Source organism: Microcoleus sp. PH2017_28_MFU_U_A (genome assembly GCF_020738035.1).
GTDB lineage: Bacteria > Cyanobacteriota > Cyanobacteriia > Cyanobacteriales > Microcoleaceae > Microcoleus.
The window spans coordinates 142707-164446 of the sequence record NZ_JAEQCX010000026.1; the positions used below are offsets into that span (position 1 = coordinate 142707).

At 45.4% G+C, this 21740-nt stretch carries 20 protein-coding genes; 14 read left to right on the forward strand and 6 right to left on the reverse strand.

Features of this window, described 5'->3' with window-relative positions; genetic code table 11:
• Positions 1-259 precede the first annotated feature (259 nt).
• The 7 genes from JGK14_RS03070 (at position 260) to JGK14_RS03100 (ending at position 7777) form a co-directional block, all read left to right on the forward strand.
• Entirely contained in the window at positions 260-1348 is a 1089-nt protein-coding gene (locus JGK14_RS03070; protein WP_293176610.1) for an adenylate/guanylate cyclase domain-containing protein, read from the forward strand.
• Between the two features lie 574 nt (positions 1349-1922).
• A complete protein-coding gene (locus JGK14_RS03075; protein ID WP_293176612.1) occupies positions 1923-2285 on the forward strand; it encodes a response regulator in 363 nt (120 codons plus the stop codon).
• Positions 2286-2296: 11 nt separating this feature from the next.
• The gene (locus JGK14_RS03080) at positions 2297-2896 is read left to right on the forward strand and encodes a chemotaxis protein CheX (protein ID WP_293145984.1); all 600 of its coding nucleotides are present in this window, start codon (positions 2297-2299) and stop codon (positions 2894-2896) included.
• 125 nt (positions 2897-3021) lie between these two features.
• Positions 3022-3162: a hypothetical protein gene (locus JGK14_RS03085; RefSeq protein WP_325314753.1), complete on the forward strand. Its 141-nt coding sequence runs from the start codon at positions 3022-3024 to the stop codon at positions 3160-3162.
• A 42-nt stretch (positions 3163-3204) separates the two neighbouring features.
• Positions 3205-5502 carry a methyl-accepting chemotaxis protein gene (locus JGK14_RS03090; RefSeq protein WP_293176616.1) on the forward strand — a complete coding sequence of 766 codons (2298 nt, stop codon included), beginning with the start codon at positions 3205-3207 and terminating at the stop codon, positions 5500-5502.
• A 157-nt stretch (positions 5503-5659) separates the two neighbouring features.
• Positions 5660-6673: a hypothetical protein gene (locus JGK14_RS03095; RefSeq protein ID WP_325314754.1), complete on the forward strand. Its 1014-nt coding sequence runs from the start codon at positions 5660-5662 to the stop codon at positions 6671-6673.
• Between the two features lie 6 nt (positions 6674-6679).
• Positions 6680-7777, forward strand: coding sequence for a protein-glutamate methylesterase/protein-glutamine glutaminase (locus tag JGK14_RS03100; RefSeq protein ID WP_293176620.1), 1098 nt, complete (start codon positions 6680-6682; stop codon positions 7775-7777).
• A gap of 114 nt (positions 7778-7891) precedes the next feature.
• Here the strand turns inward: JGK14_RS03100 and JGK14_RS03105 are convergent, their stop codons facing one another.
• The gene (locus JGK14_RS03105) at positions 7892-8050 is read right to left on the reverse strand and encodes a hypothetical protein (RefSeq protein ID WP_293205150.1); all 159 of its coding nucleotides are present in this window, start codon (positions 8048-8050) and stop codon (positions 7892-7894) included.
• A 5-nt stretch (positions 8051-8055) separates the two neighbouring features.
• Between JGK14_RS03105 and JGK14_RS03110 the strand changes: the two genes are divergently transcribed.
• Both JGK14_RS03110 and JGK14_RS03115 read left to right on the forward strand, forming a co-directional pair.
• Positions 8056-9165, forward strand: coding sequence for a glycosyl transferase (locus JGK14_RS03110; protein ID WP_293225153.1), 1110 nt, complete (start codon positions 8056-8058; stop codon positions 9163-9165).
• Positions 9166-9338: 173 nt separating this feature from the next.
• On the forward strand, positions 9339-9755 hold the full coding sequence (locus JGK14_RS03115) for a secondary thiamine-phosphate synthase enzyme YjbQ (protein ID WP_293197760.1): 417 nt from the start codon (positions 9339-9341) through the stop codon (positions 9753-9755).
• A 146-nt stretch (positions 9756-9901) separates the two neighbouring features.
• Here the strand turns inward: JGK14_RS03115 and JGK14_RS03120 are convergent, their stop codons facing one another.
• On the reverse strand, positions 9902-10423 hold the full coding sequence (locus JGK14_RS03120; protein WP_325314755.1) for a heme-binding protein: 522 nt from the start codon (positions 10421-10423) through the stop codon (positions 9902-9904).
• A gap of 424 nt (positions 10424-10847) precedes the next feature.
• Here JGK14_RS03120 and JGK14_RS03125 point away from each other — a divergent pair, with 424 nt between their 5' ends.
• The 4 genes from JGK14_RS03125 to gltD all read left to right on the forward strand — a co-directional run bounded on the left by JGK14_RS03125 (position 10848) and on the right by gltD (position 15604).
• Entirely contained in the window at positions 10848-12053 is a 1206-nt protein-coding gene (locus JGK14_RS03125; protein WP_293176628.1) for an EAL domain-containing response regulator, read from the forward strand.
• Between the two features lie 493 nt (positions 12054-12546).
• The gene (locus JGK14_RS03130; protein WP_293176630.1) at positions 12547-12969 is read left to right on the forward strand and encodes a YidH family protein; all 423 of its coding nucleotides are present in this window, start codon (positions 12547-12549) and stop codon (positions 12967-12969) included.
• A gap of 178 nt (positions 12970-13147) precedes the next feature.
• Positions 13148-13549, forward strand: coding sequence for a YidH family protein (locus JGK14_RS03135; RefSeq protein WP_293197753.1), 402 nt, complete (start codon positions 13148-13150; stop codon positions 13547-13549).
• A 570-nt stretch (positions 13550-14119) separates the two neighbouring features.
• Positions 14120-15604 (forward strand): glutamate synthase small subunit, encoded by a 1485-nt coding sequence (gltD, locus tag JGK14_RS03140; protein ID WP_293218022.1) that lies wholly within the window; start codon positions 14120-14122, stop codon positions 15602-15604.
• 567 nt (positions 15605-16171) lie between these two features.
• Here gltD and JGK14_RS03145 read toward each other — a convergent pair.
• Both JGK14_RS03145 and JGK14_RS03150 read right to left on the reverse strand, forming a co-directional pair.
• Entirely contained in the window at positions 16172-17176 is a 1005-nt protein-coding gene (locus tag JGK14_RS03145) for an MvdC/MvdD family ATP grasp protein (RefSeq protein WP_293274564.1), read from the reverse strand.
• 209 nt (positions 17177-17385) lie between these two features.
• Positions 17386-17604, reverse strand: a complete 219-nt coding sequence (locus JGK14_RS03150) for a hypothetical protein (RefSeq protein WP_293176638.1) — start codon at positions 17602-17604, stop codon at positions 17386-17388.
• A gap of 199 nt (positions 17605-17803) precedes the next feature.
• Here JGK14_RS03150 and JGK14_RS03155 point away from each other — a divergent pair, with 199 nt between their 5' ends.
• A complete protein-coding gene (locus JGK14_RS03155; protein ID WP_293176640.1) occupies positions 17804-18298 on the forward strand; it encodes a hypothetical protein in 495 nt (164 codons plus the stop codon).
• A 173-nt stretch (positions 18299-18471) separates the two neighbouring features.
• Here the strand turns inward: JGK14_RS03155 and JGK14_RS03160 are convergent, their stop codons facing one another.
• Together JGK14_RS03160 and priA are read right to left on the reverse strand one after the other, a co-directional pair.
• Positions 18472-18603, reverse strand: coding sequence for a hypothetical protein (locus JGK14_RS03160; protein WP_293176642.1), 132 nt, complete (start codon positions 18601-18603; stop codon positions 18472-18474).
• 185 nt (positions 18604-18788) lie between these two features.
• A complete protein-coding gene (gene priA / locus JGK14_RS03165; protein WP_325314756.1) occupies positions 18789-21374 on the reverse strand; it encodes a primosomal protein N' in 2586 nt (861 codons plus the stop codon).
• Between the last annotated feature and the right edge of the window lie 366 nt (positions 21375-21740).

Genomic DNA, 21740 nt, shown 5'->3' on the forward strand with positions numbered 1-21740 from the left:
TCTGATAGAATTCTCAACACGATCTCAATAGCAACGTGACGGCTCAATTGCTAACTTTTCAGATACTGTAACAAAATGTCAGTATAAAAAGTGACAGATTATCCTATCCGTTGCCGAAAGTTAAGTATTCCATGGAGTATGAGATTATACAGTTGTTAAAAATCATCAGAGTGCGATCGATCTACAGTGAACTCATCCATTTCAACGCAGAAATTAAATCTGCTGCTGACTAAGAACTTGATGCTATTTTCACAAGAATATGATTAGTGCTGACTTTAGAATCAACTCGCAAACCACGCCCCAAATTCTGATCGTCGATGACGAAGCAACCCAGCAGCTATTTACCCGCCGGATTATGGAAAAAGAAGGCTATCGGGTAATTGAGGCATCAAACGGACAAGAATGTTTGGACATTTGTCAAGAAACTCTCCCAGATATTGTCCTATTGGATGCGATGATGCCTGTAATGGACGGTTTTACTTGCTGCGCCCAACTCCAGGCTAATCCCCAAACGCAAAAAATCCCGGTGCTGATGATTACAGCACTAGATGATAAAAAATCTGTCAATCAAGCTTTTGAAGTAGGAGCAACAGATTATGTGACGAAGCCGATTCACTGGCCAGTGCTGATTCAGCGAGTGCGGCGCTTGATTCAACAGTCTCAACTGTATCAGCAGTTGATGGAAAGCCAAGAGAAAACTCAAAAATTATTACTGAATATTTTACCAGAGTCGATCGCACTCCGGCTCCAAGAAGAATCAGCCCCAGACTTAGTAATTGCCGATCACTTCCCCAATGTCAGCGTCTTATTTGCTGATATGGTAGGCTTTACCAAGCTTGCCTCAGAAATGCCTCCTATTGAATTAATTGTCAAACTCAATTCTATTTTCTCAGAATTTGACCAGCTAACTCAGGAATACGGCTTAGAAAAAATTAAGACTATTGGGGACGGCTATATGGTAGCATCTGGATTGCCCATCCTCCGGGACGATCATGCTGACGCGATCGTGCAAATGGCCCTAGCCATGCAGCAAGCTATGACGCGGCTAAACACACAAACAAAAGAATTTCACAGCCTGCGAATTGGCATTCACTCCGGGCCTGTGGTTGCAGGGGTCATCGGAACTAAAAAGTTTAGTTACGACCTTTGGGGCGACACGGTAAACACGGCAAGCCGCATGGAACAATATAGTTTTCCCGGCTGCATTCAAGTGACAGAAGACACTTACAAGCAGTTGTCAACAAAACATTTGTTTGCAGAAAGAGGAATGATTGATGTTAAAGGCAAAGGTAAGATGAAAACTTACCTCTTAGATTGTTCAGAACATCTCAACAGATGTACTGCATGAATTGGTAATCAATAATGGTTAATGTGAAGTCGTACATGAGGGTCAAAAAATACCTCAAACGTAGTATCAATCAACGGTTTGATACTTAGGTCTAGATGCCCCCTTAGCTTGCCCCCTACTCCCGCTTAACAAGCAGGGCGGTTTTATTGTCATCATAGAAATAGGTACGTAGTTGGGCTTGGGCCCTCTATACAGGTATGTTTAAAGGGAGCATCTCAGTTTTGCATTTATAGTGCTGTCCCCACTCGCGATTTGTAGAATACGCGAGCGGGGACAGCACTATAATAAAAAAAATGCTTTTCACAAAACTGAGATGCTCCCTGTTTAAAGAGGGCTAAAGCCCAACTACGTACCTTGATTAATATGACAGTTGGGTTTAATCGGCCATCCGACCTTTGAGCGATGTTTTCGGTAGTTTCAGATGTCTTTTCCCGACAATAAAACTACCCTGCTTCGATCGGGGGATTTAGGGAGATCTAGACTCTGATATAAACCAGAGATACAAAGGTTTTCAGCCAATTCCCAATTCCCAATTCCCAATTCCCAATTCCAAATTATTAAGGAGCGCGCCAAAATGGGTTTAGTTTTAATTGTAGATGATGCAGCATTCTCTCGGCGGATGATTCGCAAAGCTGTTGAAGAAGCCGGACATCAAGTGATAGAAGCAGCCAACGGACAAGAAGGCTTAGATATGGCTGCATCCAAGTCGCCAGACTGCATGATGACAGATTTGTTAATGCCAGAAATGGACGGTTTCGCCTTGCTAAAAGCCCTGGGCGAAAAAGGCTCTAAAATTCCAGTCATCGTACTTTCAGCAGATATTCAAGACAGCGCTAGGCAGAAGTGCGAAGAATTGGGAGCATTTATGATGCTGAAAAAGCCCCCAAAAGCTCCCGAGATTCAGGCTGCAATCCAAAAAGCTCTGGATAGCAAATAGGAGATATCAGAGTGGAGCTAACAGCAGATGAAATAGATGCTTTGAAGGAGCTAATCAATATTGGTGTGGGAAGTGCCGCTGGAATGTTGAATGAAATGATTCAATTTCCCATCCAGTTGCAGATTCCAGATATTGACCTTGTATCAGCCAATGAGCTGCGAAGCGAATTAAAAAAACGCTTCGGTATAGAGCCTCTTTCCACGGTGCAGCTAGGCTTTAACGGCTCATTTAGCGGCAGCGCCCAGCTACTTTTTCCTACCGAAAGTGCAGTGAATTTAGTTTCTGTTCTCACTGGTGAAGAAAAGGGAAGTCCTGACCTTGATTCTCTCAAAATTAGTACCCTCAGTGAGGTGGGGAATATGATCATTAACGGTGTCATGGGTTCAATTGGCAACGTTCTAGACCAACCGTTAGACTATGAGGTTCCCTATTACGCAGAGGAAGAAATTGAGGATTTACTGTTAAAAGAAAAGTCTCTCGATACCGGGAGCGTGCTGTTGGCTCCAGCTCACTTTAGTATTGAAGAACTGCAAATTCAAGGAGACATTTTGCTGTTTTTCGATGTGGGTTCGTTTCAAATGCTGCTGAAGGCGATCGCCGCGGCATCTTAAATACCGCAAATATTCCTCATGCAAACCGGATGTTTTGTGTCCCAGACTTTCAACAGTTGACAGTTGACAGTTGACAGTTGACAGTTTGAGAGCGATCTCTACCTAGAAGGAAGAGGATTGGAGTAATGAATAGTGTGATTTTAATTTCTCCCGATCGGGGTTACGGCTTTCAACCAATTCTTTCTGGTAAGCACAGAGCGGGTTTCGAGCTGCCAGTACCGAGAATGTGTGACGTAAAAGTACGCGCGTGCGAAGCTATCCCGTAGGGAATCGCCCTCCCTGATAAATTGTATAAAACTACCTAAAACATGGATACACAAAATCAATCAACAGCCTCAGAATCTTCCGAAATTGACTCGGAACCCAGCAATTTGGTAGCGACAACAATTGCAGAAACAGCAGAGAGTTTCAGCAACCAGTACCAACAGCAACTGATTATCGCTCTGGCAGCAGTCAGAGATGGCGACTTTAGCGTTCGTTTACCCGCCGACAACGGCTTGGGTGAAATTGCCAAAGTCTTTAATGAAATGGTGAGTGTCAATGAAAAATTTGCTGACGAAATAGAGCGCGTCAGCCAAGCAGTTGCCGAAGAAGGCAAAGTACCAAAATCAAGAGAAATCAAAGAATTTAAAGGTTCTTGGGTTAGCAGTATTGACGCGGTGAATGCAACGCTAAACAGCTTAGTTGCGCCGACAATAGACATAGCGCGAGTGCTGCACGCTGTAGCTAAAGGCGATTTGTCCGAAAAATTTAGCTTAGAGTTTGAAGGCAAACCAATCAAAGGATTGTTCCGCCGTATTGGGACTACTCTCAACAAAATGGTAGACCAATTAAATAGTTTTGCTTTAGAAGTAACTCGCGTCGCCCGCGAAGTTGGTAGCGAAGGCAAATTGGGAACCCAAGCAGAGGTAGAAGGGCTATCGGGTATTTGGCAAGAACTGACGGCAAGTGTTAACTTGATGGCGGCAAATCTGACTCATCAAGTACGAAATATTACTAAGGTTGCAACGGCAATTAGCGTCGGCGATTTGAATGAAAAAATTACCGTTGAAGCCGCAGGGGAAATTTCGCAATTGAAAGATACTCTAAATCAAATGGTTGACAGTCTCAACGATTTTGCCAAAGAGGTGACGCGGGTAGCAAAAGAGGTGGGAACTGAGGGGAAACTTGGGGGTCAAGCACAAGTTCACGGAGTAGCTGGCGTCTGGAAAGATTTAACGCAAAATGTTAATCTAATGGCGAGCAATCTTACCAATCAAGTACGCAATATTGCGGAAGTTACTACGGCGGTAGCTCAGGGAGATTTGTCTAAAAAAATTACTGTAGAAGCTGAAGGGGAAATTCTGGATCTGAAGAATACGATTAATGAAATGACTGTTCAGCTTAATGAGTTTGCTTTAGAAGTTACGCGAGTTGCTAGAGAAGTTGGCGTTGAGGGCAAATTGGGAGGTCAAGCAACTGTTGATGGTTTGTCGGGTACTTGGCTGAGTTTGGCTGGTAATGTGAATATTATGGCGGCTAATCTTACGGAGCAAGTTCGGAGTATTGCGGAAGTTTCTACTGCTGTGGCTAAGGGAGATTTGTCGAAGCAAATTACTGTGGAAGTTCAAGGAGAAGTTCTGGAACTGAAAAATACGTTGAATACTATGGTTGACCAGCTTAATACTTTTGCAGATGAAGTAACGGGGCTGGCGAAACAGGTAGTTGCAGGACAGTTGGGAGGGCAGGCGACTGTTCCTGATATCAGCGGTACTTGGAAAGATTTGACGGATAATGTTAATCTGATGGCGGCTAATTTGAACGCTCAGGTGCAGCAAATTTCTCAAGTTGCGATCGCAGTTAGCAGTGCTTCGGAGGAATTGATTAGCGAAAGTCAAAATATGGGGGCGGCGGCTGAAGAAACTTCGGCTCAAGCAGGGATGGTATCTGCGGCGGCGGATTTAGTTAATAGCAATACTCAATCGGTGGCTACCGGCATCGAGGAGATGAATGTGAGTATTAAGGAAATTGCTAAGAATGCTTCGGAAGCTGCGACGGTTGCTAATTCGGCGGTGAGGATGGCGGAAACTACGAATCAAACTATTACTAAACTCGGCGTTAGTAGTGCAGAGATTGGTAATGTTGTCAAGGTGATTACTTCGATCGCCCAACAGACTAATTTGCTGGCTCTGAATGCTACAATCGAGGCGGCTCGGGCTGGAGAAGCGGGCAAGGGTTTTGCGGTGGTGGCGAATGAGGTGAAGGAGTTGGCGAAACAAACGGCGGCGGCGACTGAGGATATCAGCAAGAAGGTGGAGGCTATTCAAGCTGATACTAAAAGCTCCGTACAGGCGATCGGCCAAATTACTTCTATTATCAACCAAATCAGCGATTTCCAAACGACGATCGCCAGTGCAGTGGAGGAACAAACGGCTACAACTACCGAAATTGCGCGCAATGTCAACCAAGTTGCGATCGGTTCCTCCGAAATTGCCCGCAATATTACCAGCGTCGCCGATGCAGCGGGAAGTACCGCCACCAGTGCTAGCAATACTCAAAATTCTGCGATCGAATTATCGAAAACGGCCGCTCAATTGCAAGGACTTGTCAATCAGTTTAAGTATTGATTTGGATAATAGATAATGGGGAATTGATAATGGGTAATGAGTAATGAGTAATGGGTGAGTTAAGGTGGGCAATGCGCTCCCTAAATAATTAATTCCCAATCCCCAATTCCCAATTCCCAATTCCCAATTCCCAATTCCCAATTCTCAATTCCCTAAAATGAAAACCTACTCAAAACCAATTTCATTAATTCTGATTGGAGGCTTTTCGGATTCAGAAAATCAGACATTGCGCGAAACGTTAAAAGCAGACGAATATGTATTTGCCGCAACTACAGATTTATACAATTGTTTAGATATTGCTGAGTGCCACCATCCCAAAGCTGTCATCCTAAATTTTGCAGCCATAGAACACAATTATTTAGCAATTATCCAATTCTTGCAATTATTACAAATACCCACGATAATTCTCAGCGACGACTTAGCAAGGAATATGATTCAGTATTTGTCGCTGGCAGGAATATTCGCAACTCTCAAAAAAACTAACAATGAATTAGAATTGCGGCACACCGTGGCAACTGCGGCTTATCCAAATAACGCCGATCCAATTAATTCTCACAGTCAACTGCGGAATTTCAACCTAGCCAAGCTCGAAACCGGAAAACACACAAAATTACAGGATGTTGTCAACAAAGCCATCGGCACAGCAGTTTCTCAGATGAGCGAAATGATTGCGTGTGAGGTAGAATGTGAAATGCCTTCATCTCAAGCGCTGTCCCCGATATTTTTGCAAAAAAACCTAATTGAAACCTTGGGAAAAAACCTAATAGCTGTAGCGCAGCTTGATTTTAACGGCAATTTATCAGGTTCGGCTCAGATGTTGTTTTCCTGCGAGGCTGCTGATGCTCTTGTTTTAGCTCTCAACGGCGGCGGCGATGTAACCAGCGAGGAATTCAAGCAAGATAAGGCTGACATCATGGGAGAAATTGGCAATTTAGCTATTAGCGGTATTGTCGGCACTTTTAGTAATACCTTAAAATACAATCTCGGTTATGTAGTTCCCCACTATATAGAAGGTTCGGCGGAGGAAATATTTAGCGCTATGAATTTTAATATGCGCTCAACAATTCTACTATTTATGTCTCATTTTAAAATTATCGATCTTGGCGTAGAAGGCGATTTAATTCTGTTTTTTCAAGCTCGCTTACTGCTCGATCTGTTATTTCGAGTTTAATAGAAAATGTCCCAGATCAAGGTTTTAATTGTTGATGATTCGGTAGTGGTGCGCCGATTGTTAAGTAACGTACTCGACGGCGATGCAGCACTGGAGGTTGTGGGGACTGCACCCAATGGTAGAATTGCTTTAGCCAAGATTTCTCAGGTGAATCCAGATTTGATTGTGCTGGATGTGGAAATGCCGGAAATGGATGGTTTGGAGACGCTAGTGGCAATCCGAAAACTTGACAAAAATATTCCTGTAATTATGTTTAGCGCGCTCACAGAGTTGGGCGCTGTTGCTACTTTAAATGCTCTGGCGCTGGGTGCTACTGATTACGTGACTAAGCCTCATAATATGAAGAGCAAGGAAGCGGCGCTAGAACACATCCGCGAGCAATTGATTCCGAAAATTAAGGTTTTTTGCAATGGTGGCAAGATGCCAAAAGTGGGGAATATTCAAGTAGCTAAAGGTCACAATAATACCACAGAATTGCCAATTATATCGGGTTTGATTTCGTCGAATTCAGCGGTCAATTTTAAATCTAAAATCGAAATTGTAGCGATTGGGGTTTCGACGGGTGGGCCAAATGCTTTGGAAACTATTTTGCAGGATTTGCCGGCTAATTTTCCTGTACCAATTGTGATTGTGCAGCATATGCCGCCGGTTTTTACGAAGCGTTTAGCCGATCGCCTGACCGAAAAGTGCAAGATTAGAGTGGAGGAAGCTGTGACGGGAAGTATTGTTGAGCCAGGAGTTGCTTGGATAGCGCCCGGTGATTACCATCTGGTTTTGGAAAAACAGGGTTTTGGGGTGCGTATTCGCACGCATCAAGAGGCGCGAGAAAATTCTTGCCGCCCTGCGGTTGATGTGCTGTTTCGATCGACTGCTAAGATTTATGGTGCTGGCGTTTTGGGTGTGGTGTTGACTGGAATGGGGCAAGACGGGCTGCTGGGCTGTCAGAATATCCGGGAGGCTGGGGGTAAGATTATCGTTCAAGATGAGGCTAGCAGCGTTGTCTGGGGGATGCCGGGAAGTGTGGTTAATTCTGGTTTTGCCGATCGAGTGGTATCCTTACAAGACATGGCACGCGAAATTATCGATCGAGTAATGAGTCAGTAGTCAGTTGGCAGTTGGCAGTTGGCAGTTGGCAGTTGGCAGTAGTCATTAGTTATTAGTTATTAGTTATTAGTCATAGTGCGAGCGTCCCCGCTCGCGAACGTTATTAGTCATTAGTTAGTTGCTACAAATTCTCTTCGGATCGATGCCCGATGCCCTGCGCGGGCCAATGCCCCATTCCCCATTCCCCATTCCCCATTCCCCATTCCCCATTCCCCATTCCCCATTCCCCATTCCCCATTCCCCATTCCCCATTCCCCATTCCCCATTACCCATTACCAATGTCTCGACCAACATTATATATTGCCATCACCAATCATGGATTCGGCCATGCCGTCCGAGTTTCCTCCGTAGCTGCAAAAATCCAAGAATTAAACCCAGATATCTTACTAATTATCACCACAACTGCACCTCGCTGGCTGCTAGAATCTTATATTACTGGCGATTTTATCCTCCGTCCCCGCGCTTTTGATGTCGGAGTCGTGCAGGCTGATAGTTTGCATATGGATCAAGAGGCGACTCTCGAAAAATTGCGGGAAATTCGGGAAAAGCAAAATTCACTAATTGCAGGCGAAGTGAATTTTCTTAAGCAAAATCGCGTGGGTTTGGTGCTGGCAGATATTCCTCCTTTAGCAACGCGAATGGCCGCAGCGGCTGGGGTTCCTTGCTGGATGATGAGCAATTTTGGGTGGGACTTTATCTATCGAGATTGGGGCGGAGAATTTGACGAAATGGCGGATTGGATTGGTGAATGCTTCGGAAAGTGCGATCGGCTTTTTCGTCTTCCTTTACACGAACCGATGCCAGCTTTTCCTAATATTGAAGATGTCGGCTTGACTGGCGGCAATCCTCGCTACAGTAATGATAAAATTCGGGAAGTATTTGGAATTGAATCACCGCCGGAAAAAACTGTGTTGCTGACTTTTGGCGGACTGGGTTTAGAGGCAATTCCTTATCACAATTTACAGCAATTTAGCGATTGGCAATTTATCACTTTTGATGCGGGAGCTCCCGATTTGCCGAATTTGATTAGAGTCAAACATCAGCAGTTTGCACAATCTTTCCCAATTTTACCGCGCCCGGTCGATATGATGCCTGTCTGCGGCCGCATGGTTTCTAAACCGGGATACAGCACTTTTTCGGAAGCTTTGCGCTTGGAAATACCTGTTGTTTCTATCATGAGAGATGGTTTTGCCGAAGCTGCTGTCTTGTTGGAGTGGCTGGAAAAGTATGCGGAACACCAAGTTGTGACTGCGGCGGAGTTTTTTGAGGGGGATTGGGGGTTTTTGCACAAGCCGCTGCACCCGCCCCGTTTGTCGGATAAGTTGGATAAGCACGGTACGGAGGCGATCGCCCAAGCTGTTGTAGACTATTTTAAAGATGAGGATTAGGATGACGGCGATTGAAATCTCGTCTACACCAACAATAGACGAACAATTGCATTCCCAAGCTTTGCTATCTTGAAATTATCTGCGTTTATCTGTGTTAATCTGCCTGACATCTGCGGTTGACATATCAATTAAAGATTGATGCAAAAAATCTAAAATCTAAAATCTAAAATCGAATGCTTCATCACCAAGAAATACTCAAAATTAAAACTACAGGCAAGTCTCTGTACAATATCAGTCTTAAGATAGAAGATGTGGTAGCAAATTCAGGTATTAAAACAGGACTTTGTAGCTTGTTTTTGCGCCACACTTCTGCTAGCTTGGTGATTCAAGAAAATGCTGATCCGGATGTACTGACGGATTTGGCTAATTTTTTGGCGAAACTGGTACCGGAGGGCGCAAGTTACATTCACGATGCGGAAGGCCCAGACGATATGCCGGCGCACATTCGCACTGTACTGACTCATACTTCTGAACAAATCCCGATCGCACGCGGTAGATTATTGTTAGGAACTTGGCAGGGAATTTACCTCTGGGAACACCGCCAGCGGGGCCACATTCGCGAACTCGTGGTTCACATCAGCGGCAGTTGACAGGATGGGCATGGGGCATGGGGCATGGGGCATGGGGCATCGGTAACTGGTAATTGGTAATTGGTTGCTACTCATTTGTGATTGGTATCCCCTTACAAATAACAAATAACAAATAACAAATAACTACCGACTGCTGACTGCTGACTTTATTTATTAGAACGTTCGATAGGAATTTGTACTTCACTGATTTTAGTGGCTTCCGGCGTCATGGGCGAATTGTAAAAAAAGCGGCGCGGCGGCCCGGCTATTTCGTATTCGGGATGTTGTTGAAGCCAATCTTTGAGTTGGGAGAGGTTATTTTCGTAGCTTTCCCAAGTGTAGGCGCCGCGCACGCCGATACTGACAACTGTCATCGGTGAAGTATCCGTGACTTCCACAGCAGGGTTAACGCTGCTGGGGGCGATATTTGGTGCGGGATACAGGAATGAAACTTCTGCAACAGGAATTGCATCGATTTGCTCGGAAGTTGCAGTGTAGCGCGCTTCTACTGGCGTTGTCATCGCAATTTGGTTGTTGCTGATGTGTTGAAACAAAGGATTGAATGCGATTCCTGTCGCTTGTCGCAAATCGCCCGCGTGGGTGTAGGTGACAGCGCGGTACTGAGGATATTGCTTAACTTCTATGACGCCAATATTTGCGGGTTCAGGAAATCCACTTGGTAATACCATTTTTGATGTTTGATTTGAGGTTTTACACTAAACAATGAGGAAAGACTTACTCCGCAAGGGTTTTAAACTTGCGGGCAGTTGCATTGTTTTTGGCAACTGTTATAAATAGGTTGAGATTGTTTGCAGACGATCGCTCTAGTGGCACAATCAGTTTAGCAGTTATTCAGGGTGCTGCTAACTGTCGATCGCCTAAAATTAAGTTTAGAGATTTATTAACTAACCTCGTAATAATACGGACGGCGCTAAGTAAGCAGAGAAACATTAATCAAGTTGTCCTTGGAAAATGAGGGTTTTTCAGGGGCGTCTGCTATTTTTGTCGGAAAATATTCCGCTGTGAAGTCGATCGAGCTGTGCGTTCTCAGCTATTCTCACACCGATCGGGTTCAACTACAGGGTCAATTATATCGCTTTCAGGGAATGACATATGAACAAGATTCTAGTGATTGAGGACGATAGAGTAATTCGCGAGAATATTCTCAAACTCCTCAAAGCTGAAGGTTTCGACGTGACGGGTGCAGAAAATGGAGCGATCGGCTTAAATGCGGCGGTGTCAAATCTTCCTGACGTGATTCTTTGCGATGTAATGATGCCGCAACTTGACGGCTATGGGGTGCTGGCGGCATTGCGATCGCATCCTGTTACTGCTACAGTACCTTTTGTGTTTCTGACTGGTAAAGCCGAGCGCTCTGAAATGCGCCAAGGCATGGAATTGGGAGCTGATGATTACCTGACTAAGCCTTTTACTAAAGCTGAACTTGTGGGCGCCGTATCGAGCCGCTTGAAAAAACAAGCAGCTTTGGCCAAACAGCAGAGTAATTTGCGATCGGAAAGCAACGAATTGCTGCAAGAAGCCGCAGATAAATTAGAGCAGATAAAAACAAATCTGTGCGGCGCCCTCGATCGAGAAGAATTCCAAGTTTACTATCAGCCGCAGATCGATGTTCAGACGGGTCAAATTATGAGCGCCGAAGCCTTAGTGCGCTGGCTGCATCCAGAAAAAGGGCTGATTTCGCCCGCCGAATTTATTCCAGATGCTGAAGCAACTGGTTTCATCGTACAATTAGGCGAGTGGGTTTTGCAAACAGCTTGCAGGCAAATGCAACTTTGGCAAAACGCTGGTTTTTCCTTGCAGCAAGTAGCGGTAAATCTGTCGCCGCGCCAATTTAACCAGGCGAATCTCAGCAGCAGAGTTGCCGAAATTTTAGCAGAAATTGGTTTAGCACCGAGCAGTTTGGAATTAGAACTCACCGAAAGTATGATGGTGAAGGATGCCGAAAGTGCGATCGCTACTTTGCAACAATTGAAAGATTTAGGAGTTTCTATATCTATTGACGATTTCGGCACAGGCTATTCTTCCTTAAGCTATCTGACACAATATCCCTTCGATGTTTTAAAAATTGACCGCTGTTTTATCAGCAACATTACCGATGGTTGCACAAATGCAGCGATTGTGAAAGCGATTATTGAAATGGCGCACAGTCTCTGTCTTGAAGTAGTTGCCGAAGGAGTTGAAACAGAAGCAGAAAGAGATTTTCTCTGGCGCTACGAGTGCGATGCTATGCAAGGATATTTGTTCAGCCCTCCCGTGCCGGCCGCCGATTTTGAGGAGTTGCTAGTAGAGGGGAAATAAGCTGTACTGCATCTAGATTGTGTATGCTGTTCGAGAGGGAGAGGACTATAACTGCTTCGCTCGGAGGGTAAAGAAAGGAGGAGAGAATTTTTGATGGTCATCGCAATATACAATTTAAATTCAGTACAGCTTACTTATCGGCTACTGCCACTCTTTCTGTCTCGATAAATATCAATAAAACCTTTGTAATTTTCTTTCTATCAAGACAGATAATGTACGAGTTTTGGGTAATAAATATTTATGATAATTTTAATAAAATTTTATGGTTTAAGCTGAGATAAACTGACTTAAAATGATAACATAAAATCTCTGCTTTAGCGCATACAAGTTCCCCCTGATATCAAATCCGATTCCATCGTTCTGTATTCATCTCTATCTTCCTTCTCTGTGCCCTCTGTGTTCTCTGTGGTTAAATCATTCCGATACAACCAGAAAAGAAGCTAAAAAAATAAATATTCCTCCAGGTTTCCAGCCAAAATTAAGAGTTCGATCTATGCTGTTACCATTTAAATCGCCAAAAGCAGATACGCAAAAAACCAAGCGACACAATCCCTCGCGGGTGCGCGATCATTTAGCAAACGAGCGCACTTATTTAGCGTGGATGCGAACAGCGATCGCCCTGATGGGTTTTGGCGTCGTCATCGTCCGCCTGCGAGCCTTCCACCCGCCTCTTTTGCCGACTCCGGGTAATGGCTGGAAGTTGGGTTTGCTGTTTTCTGTGGTGGGTTTGCTGACAGTGTTAATTTCCACTCAGCACTACTTTGCTGTGCGTCACGATATCGATTACGATACTTACGAACCTACGGACAGGTGGGTACTGCTGTTTAGTTTGGCGATCGTACTTTTGGGCATGGGAGTAATTTATTTTATCTTCTCAGTTCCCGGTACCGCAGCTAGTTTCATGAGTCCCGAATAATCCGAGTGTTTCCTAAATATATCTAAAAATATATAGCCTTTCTCAAAAAGATGAGGTATAACTGGCAGATCGTATAACCGCTTAGACTAAGAGGGCTAAAGCCCAACAACGTACCTCATCTTTCGCTAGATCCGCTATATCTAAAAGTTCGATCGCCCCAGATATTTCCTTCAAGCCGATGACAGTAGACGAGGAAAAACTCAAGCAGGAAAATCTGTCAAAGGCGATCGATCGCTCTGCAAACGAACGAACCTTTCTCTCGTGGATGCGAAGTGCGATCGCCCTCATGGGTTTTGGCGTCCTGATCGTGCGGTTTCGCGTCGTGCAAATCCCCATACAGCACCGTCACGGCACGGGTTGGAAGTTGGGTTTAGTCTTCTCTCTGGTGGGTTTAGCAACCGTGTTAATCTCAACTAGAAAATACTTTATTGTGCGCCGCCAAATTGATGAGAATACCTACGAACCGTCAGATGGGTTGATATTTCTCTTCAGTTTAGCTGTTGGGTTATTGGGGATGGGAGTAATTTTTTTTATTTTTGCAGCCGCCGTAAGTTCGCGCAGTTTTGTTATCCCCAATTGATTGCACAAAGCATTGATACCATCTCTAGTAAATCACCCGTCACAAAAAAGGTTCGTAGTCAGGACTTTAGTCCTTCTTCCTGAGGACTTTAGTCCTCCTTAAGAACCACTTTTATTATAAAAACTACTGGTATTATAGTATTTAGAGAGCAGCACGATGGGACTGCGCTGAAAAGTTGCCAGATGTGGGAGTATCAGCAATATTTGAGATATGGCACTATTCTCAATAAGTTATTGAAAAGCGGGCGGGACAGCCCACAATCAAATTAATTCTTTGTGGAACAGGCAAAACGCCTGTTGTTGAGAATAGTGCCATATATCCAAAAAATCGGACTCGACGCTTGAAACCACGTCAGAGTCAAACTCTCGTCTAGGCCAAGCAGACTAAAGAACAAACAGCGTTTTTGGGCGAGATGATGTGTAGCTAGGGCAATATAGAAGATGTAAGGTACGAATTGATCTATCTGAGGTGCGATCGCCCGCAATTTATATCACAATAGTTATTTCAGAAGCCTACAGGCCTCAGCTTTGACAAATTATCAGAATAGTAAATTCTAACAAAAACAGCACTATGGGAAAACCAACAGGCTTTATCGAATTCTTGCGCGAATTGCCCTCCGAACTCTCACCAGTCGATCGAATCCACAACTGGGACGAATTTCACCTACCGATGGAGGAAGACAAACTCCGCAGCCAAGGCGCGCGCTGCATGGACTGCGGCATCCCATTTTGCCACACGGGCAGCATCATCAGCGGCATGGCAAGCGGCTGCCCGATTAACAACCTCATCCCCGAATGGAACGACTTAGTATATCGGGGATTGTGGAAAGATGCCCTAGACAGACTGCACAAAACCAACAACTTCCCCGAATTCACCGGCAGAGTCTGTCCCGCACCCTGCGAAGGCGCTTGCGTGCTCGGCATCAACAACCCGCCTGTCACGATTAAAAATATCGAAGCGTCGATTATCGATAAAGGCTGGGATGAAGGCTGGATTACCGCCGAACCACCAGCTAAACGCACCGGCAAAAAAATCGCTGTTATCGGTTCCGGGCCCGCTGGTTTGTCGGCTGCGGCGCAATTGAACAAAGCCGGTCATTTGGTAACTGTATACGAAAGAGCCGATCGACCGGGAGGCCTGTTAATGTACGGCATCCCCAACATGAAATTGGACAAAGAACAAGTCGTGATGCGCCGCCTCAAAGTCCTCGAAGACGAAGGCGTAACATTTGTCTGCAACACCGAAGTCGGGAAAGACTTACCAGCCGAACAACTGCTAAAAGAATACGACTCAGTTGTAATCTGTACCGGCGCCACCAAACCCCGCGACTTAGGCATCGAAGGGCGGGAATTAAAAGGCATCCACTTCGCGATGGACTTTTTGACAGCCAACACCAAAGCAGTATTAGACAAGAGCACCAACGATAACTTCATCTCCGCCGAAGGCAAAGATGTGGTGATTATCGGCGGTGGCGACACCGGCACCGACTGCGTGGGCACCTCCATCCGCCACGGCTGCAAAAGCCTGGTACAGCTAGAAATCCTGCCCAAACCGCCCTCGGAACGGGCAGCCAACAATCCCTGGCCCGAATGGCCGAAAGTCTACCGCTTGGATTACGGCCAAGAAGAAGCCGCAGCCAAATTCGGCGATGACCCGCGCGGCTATCTCACCACCGCCACGAAGTTCGAGGGCGACGAAAACGGCAACGTCAAAGCCGTGCACACTGTTGAGGTGGAGTGGGCGAAAAACGAGAAAGGGCAGTTTATTCCCAAGCAAATTCCCGGTACTGAAAAAGTGTTGCCGGCGCAGGTTGTGTTGCTAGCGATGGGCTTCCTGGGCCCGGAACAGCCGCTGTTGGATGCGCTGGGATTGGAACGCGACGCCCGCAGCAATGTGAAAGCCGAGCACGAAAAGTATACAACCAGTATTCCGGGAGTTTTTGCGGCTGGGGACTGTCGCCGGGGACAAAGTTTGGTGGTTTGGGCGATTAATGAAGGGCGCGGCGTGGCCCGGGAGTGCGACCTTTATTTGATGGGTGAAACCGATTTGCCGTAGTTGATTGATGCGATCGATAGGTTCGTAGTAAGGACTTCAGTCCTTTCTTTGCTTGCGGACTAAAGTCCTCACTACGAACCAAAATAGGTTTGTAGTAAGGACTTCAGTCCTTTCTTTTCTTCCGGACTAAAGTCCTCACTACGAACCAAAATAGGTTTGTAGTAAGGACTTCAGTCCTTTCTTTTCTTCCGGACTAAAGTCCTCACTACGAACCTATTTTAGTAGAAAGTAGGGTGTGTCGCCACGAATAATTCTCGATATTTGCCAAGATTCAACGAGCGACGCACCACCACCATCATCAAGGGGGTAAAAGCCCGGATTTAGTATTAGATAATCCTAGCTACAATGTTCTTAGTTAAGTTTGTTTACTCAAATATTGTCGCTGTAGTTCGTTGATTCCTTGTCCGGAGCGAGGAACGAAGCAATCCCAGCGCTGATTCCTTGTAACGAAGCAATCTCAGCACTGATTCCTTGTCCGCAGCGAGGAACGAAGCAATCTCAGCGCTGATTCTTTGTCATTGCTAGGAACGAAGCAATCTCTATAGAATGTGTAATTCCTGAGAGAATTTAGCAATCCTGTTGATATTGAAGCGCTAAATCTTCGATGAGTTCAACCATTGCGCGAACCATTGGCATTTTAGTGAGAATTTCGATCCAATACCATTGTCCATTGGGATTGAGTTCGATAAAATAGAGCGTATCATCATCGTCGCGAATGATGTCGAATGCACCAAAATTTAAGCCAAACTCGTCAAGCATTTGATGGAGTTTGTTGAGGTAATCAATTGGTAGCTTGTCGGGAACGTGAACGAGTTTATCCGGTTCGGCGACGCGCCAATCTAAGGTCACGTCTGCATCGTTGGTATGTTCGGCATCAATGCGGCAAACAAAACTTTGCTTGCCGATTAATGTAACGCGATATTCTGCTTTCTTTTGAATGCGTTTTTGAATAAAAACAGGTGCTAATCGAATGCTCTCTCGAAATGTTTCAAGTGTTTCTACATCAATGGGGCGAGTATAACACGAATACTGTTTTTCATCATGTAAGAATCCAGAATAGCACATCGGTTTGACAATGCACTTTCCCTGTTGTGTTACAAAGTTGCAAGCCGCTTCGTAGGAATTGGTGACGAGTGTTGGAGGGATAGTAATTCCTAGTTTGTGAGCAATTGGGATTTGGTTGATTCGATGGGATGGCAATCTAATTTTATAGTAGTGATTGACCCATCTGGCTTTGGGATATAGTCCCGACAGGGAATAAATTAAAGATTCTGTTTCCTGTTGACAATACTTGATTGCCCAATCATCATCAACTTCTGGAAACACTTGATAGTCTTCTGGTTTGCGCCACCAAATCACGCCAATATCTTGAACTTCTTTCAAGGAGTCTTCAAAAGACAAAAAACTTTGACTGGGATTGCCAGAAGCTTGCCACGAGTAAGCATATTTGCTTGTTTTAATAAAACTTTCTGAATTCAATCGAATTGCTCGAATATTTGAGTTTTGCAATTCGTTGATAACGACATCTGCATGAATGTCTGTCTCGGAAGTCACGATTAAAAGGTCAGTCATACTATTTTATATTTTAGATTTTAGATTGGAAATGATGGATTATGTATGGGTTTCGAGCTTGTATGCGATTGCATTATTTTGAGTAGTTGGTATCACAACCAAACCAATTGAAATAATGTTGACAGTGAAAGACCTATCATGCAAAAATTAAGACAGGTCTTTCAAGAAAAGAAAGGGCGATCGAAAAAGTTTGTTGGCTACAATAATTTTTAGTCGTCCTCTTTCTGATCGGCGTCACTAGGATTCAACCAATGTGGAGTAGAGGCATTGCGAGTACACCAGGAGCCGCTCATGGAGGTGATGTTAGAAGTCTGCGTGCTGGGATCGTAGCTAGATTGCTCTTGGGAAATGCTGTACTTGGGCGAGATGCTCAGGTGCATCATCAAAGGATTTGCTTTTTTGTCGAGAGCGAGTTGGGTAGCCGTCATAAGTTAGTTTCTTTGAGCGATGATTTGATATTCACAATGCTACAGTTTGCCAATTAATTTGTATAGTCGAAAAAGGTCGGATAAAGTCGTATAATATAAAAAGTTTTGATAAAGCTTTAATCGTTTTTGTATTCAAGGCGAAAATAGTCGGATCTAGACGGTTTTAGTTCGATCGCTCGGATATTGGGAGGAGGCGCGGGTGAACGTTAAGGAAGCACTGGCTTTTGCGGATGAAGTTGTCTTTGCGAAAACTGGCAAGCATTTAGATGATATGCAAGTTGGTGTGATTGAGGGCGTTTTGAAGCGGCAAAAGTACGGCGATATTGCCCAAGGGCTGAACTGTACTGAGGGTTATGCTAAAGATGTGGGGTACGAGCTATGGGAGTTGTTCTCTGATATTTTTGGAGAAGATGTTAATAAATTAAATTTGCGATCGGCACTGATTCGCAAGTCGATGATTAGCAATGTTACAGGCGGCGTCATTAGTGGAAATCATGTCGCTCGCGGTCATGTAATTGGCTCTTTAAATATCTGCACATCACAGGAAGAGTCGCCTGAGTTTTTGCGGGGAAAGCAGCGGGCGAAAATTGAGGCGATTGCTCGCTTCCAAGCAATAGGATTGAGCGATGAGCAAATCGCGCAATGTTTGGATATGACGTTAGAAGAGATTCGACAAGTCGATTTAACAGAATAGAAGTAGTCACTACAAACCAATTTTAGTAGTTGTAGGATGCGTCGAAATTAAAAATCTCTAACTCAATATCGACAATCTCATGGCGACGCACCGGGCGAAATAGGTATCAGGTGCGTCAGTTTGGAGATTGTCGATTATTTAGACAATCGTCGAAGCTGACGCACCCTACGATTCTAATTCATCTTAAATGCCCCAGGCGATAAATGAAATAACTCAGCTAATTTCTGAATTTGACTCACCGTCAGTTCCCTGTTACCATTCAAAACCTCAGCCACCAAAGACTCAGTAGAAAAAATATCAACCAAGTCTTTTTCTGAAAGAAGACCGGGCGGTTGAAACCGCGTCTATACAGACAAAACCCGCCTCCGCGGGTTGAAGACCCGGCCGTTTAAATTACGTTGTTTTCTTCAGTCCACGGAGGTGGACATTGTTTGTGTAGACGCGGTTTCAACCGCCGTCTTATTGGGGATTCTCGCTTTTCCATCCCCAATCAACCAAAATTCAACGGATCGACATCAATAGTTAGACTAACAGAACGCGGCGCGCGTGAAGCGAAGCTATCCCGAAGGGAATCGCGCAACCCGATCAAATCCGACAAATCCAGCGACTCATCCAAAGGCAACTTCAGCAAAATCTGCCACCGATAGCGGTTCGCTACCCGCATAATCGCCGCCGGTGCAGGCCCCAACATCTCGCAGCCCGGTGCAGACAATCGCTGAATGTAATCCTGACAAACAGACGCCAATTGTACCGCAGTCACCGCAACTTCTGCCGCATCCACACTACTCAACCGCAACAAAATCAACCGCCCCGAAGGTGGATAATTCAGCGCCGCCCTTTCTGCTAATTCCGTCTCCACAAAACTTGTATATTCATGCCGCTTCACAGCTTGAACCACTCGATGTTCGGGAGTATAAGTTTGAATAATTACCCGCCCCGGATCGTCACCTCTCCCCGCACGACCCGCAACTTGAGTTAATGTTTGAAAAGCTCGTTCGCTAGCGCGATAATCCGATAAATTCAGCAATCCATCAGCAGACACAACTCCCACCAACGTTACTCCAGCTAAATCTAAACCCTTCGTCAGCATTTGCGTACCCAACAAAATATCAGCTTCCCCATTCGCAAATTGAGTTAACAATCGACGGTGATCGCCCTTATTTCTAGTCGTATCGCTATCAAACCGAATTGTTCGCAAATCTGGAAACAATCTCGTTAATTCCTGTTCCACTCGCTGAGTGCCGCTACCAAAATTTTTGAAGTAAGGAGAACTGCATTCAGGACAATTTTGAGGGTGTCTTTCCGTGTGGTTGCAGTAGTGACAGCGCAGGATTTCTGCTGTGCCTTCGCCGATGTGGTGATAAGATAGAGAAACATCGCAATTCGGGCATTCCATCACATAGCCGCAACTCCGACAAGACACAAACGTGCTGTGTCCTCTGCGGTGAATAAATAGGATACCTTGTTGTTGTCTTGCTTGCAATTGTTCCAGGGCATTTTGCAGGGAAGTGCTGAAAATTGAGCGGTTCCCTTGCCGCAATTCTTGGCGCATATCGACTACTTCCACGGGCGGCATCGGACGGGAATAAACGCGCGTTGGTAATGATAAATAATGGATAGTTGGCAAGGAGTAATCATCGCAGCGCGTCCCTACTAATGTCTCTAAAGCTGGCGTTGCGGAACCTAAAATTAACGGACAATTTTCTAATTCGGCGCGCCATTTTGCGACGGTGCGGGCGTGGTAGCAGGGCGCTGGTTGGTCTTGTTTGAAGCTGCTGTCGTGTTCTTCGTCGAGGATAATTAAGCCGAGGTGCGGTAATGGTGCGAAAATGGCCGATCGCGTGCCGATGACAATTTGTGGCGTTCCTGTGAGCATCTGACGCCATGTATCGTAACGTTCGCCGTCGGATAGCCCGCTGTGGTACACGCAAATTTGCTCGCCGAAACGGGCGCGGAATCTGTCTGTCAGTTGCGGTGTCAACCCGATTTCCGGGACGAGCACGAGGGCGGATTTGCCACTGGCGAGGATTGGGGCGATCGCCTGCAAATACACTTCAGTCTTACCAGAACCGGTAACGCCGTGCAACAGCACTTGACGGAATCCCGAAAAACTGTTAATAAACCCTAAAGCGTCAGCTTGAAAACGAGTTAACTTTTTCGGTGCATCGGGTAATTGAGCAATTCCGCGATCGCCCCTGAGAACTTCCCTTTGATCGATGACAACGCTACCTTTCTGTTCCAAATTTTTGACAACCGAAGCACCCGCGCTGCAAATTCTCAGCAAATCATTCATCCACATTTCACCGCCGCCGCGCCGCAAAACTTCCAATACTTCTTGTTGGCGCTTAGTTAAATCCGTGACAAAGGCGCTGGGGATTAATATCACTGCCGGTTTGAGTTGTGGTTTCGGAGGATTGGGCGGTTCTAAATAACTTTCTACCCAACCGCGTTGCAATAAATCTTTCAATCCCCGATAACTTCCCTTGACTTGGCGCTGAAGGTATTGCCAAGTGTAATCGCCCTTTTTTTGAGCTTGCAGCAATTGCAAAATTTGACTGGCGGCGGGATTCAAAAATGTTTCGGCATTTGGAGAAACAGCATCTTTAATTAACCTAATCCGGCGCACTGAACGGCTTAACAAACCGGGTGGCAGCGAAGCTCTAATTACTTGAATTAATGTTGTACAATAATAAGCAGATACTCGTTCGAGCAATTGCCAGTAAGTAGGCGGAAAAAAGCCCGTACTGACAACATCTTCGACATCTTTCACCCGCCCCGGATCTAAGTCTGCCGGCAGTTGAGAAACGAACCGAATTGCGATCGCCCCTACCTGTTGGCTGCCAAAGGGTACACTCAAAATATCCCCCGGCTGCACGTTCAATTCCGCAGGTAAGCGATAGGTAAATAACTTGTTTTCCTCCCCCGGCGAGTCCCCCGCGCCCCTGAAAGGAGAGTCCACCAACACCTCGATCCACTGTGCCGATGTGGTGGGGCGTTGCGGCGGTTGGCTGCTACCGTAGGATGCCCCGGCCTCTGCCGCGGAGGGGGTTAATAAACCAAAAGTGACAGTAGACATAGGGTTTCACATCAAACTAGGAGGAGCCGCGGTCATAGGGAGTTTTTATTATCCCTCAGTTTAGCTTATTAAGACTAAAATCCCTGAAAAATCTCGCTTCTAACTTAGTCTAGATCCCCCTAAATCCCCCTTAAGAAGGGGGACTTTGAGAATACTCCTGTCCCACCCCCTACTCCCCTTTTTTAAGGGGGTTAGAGGGGATATAGATCCTAATAGTCAGACAGCAGAGTGATAATACATTCGCAGCTCAAATTGACACACTTTGCTCGCGGCGCCGTTTCATTAGCCGATATCTGTAAATTAGTCAACTAAAAATATAGCCTTTCTCAAAAAAGTGAGGTATGCCCGCTAGTCTTATGCGGGTGC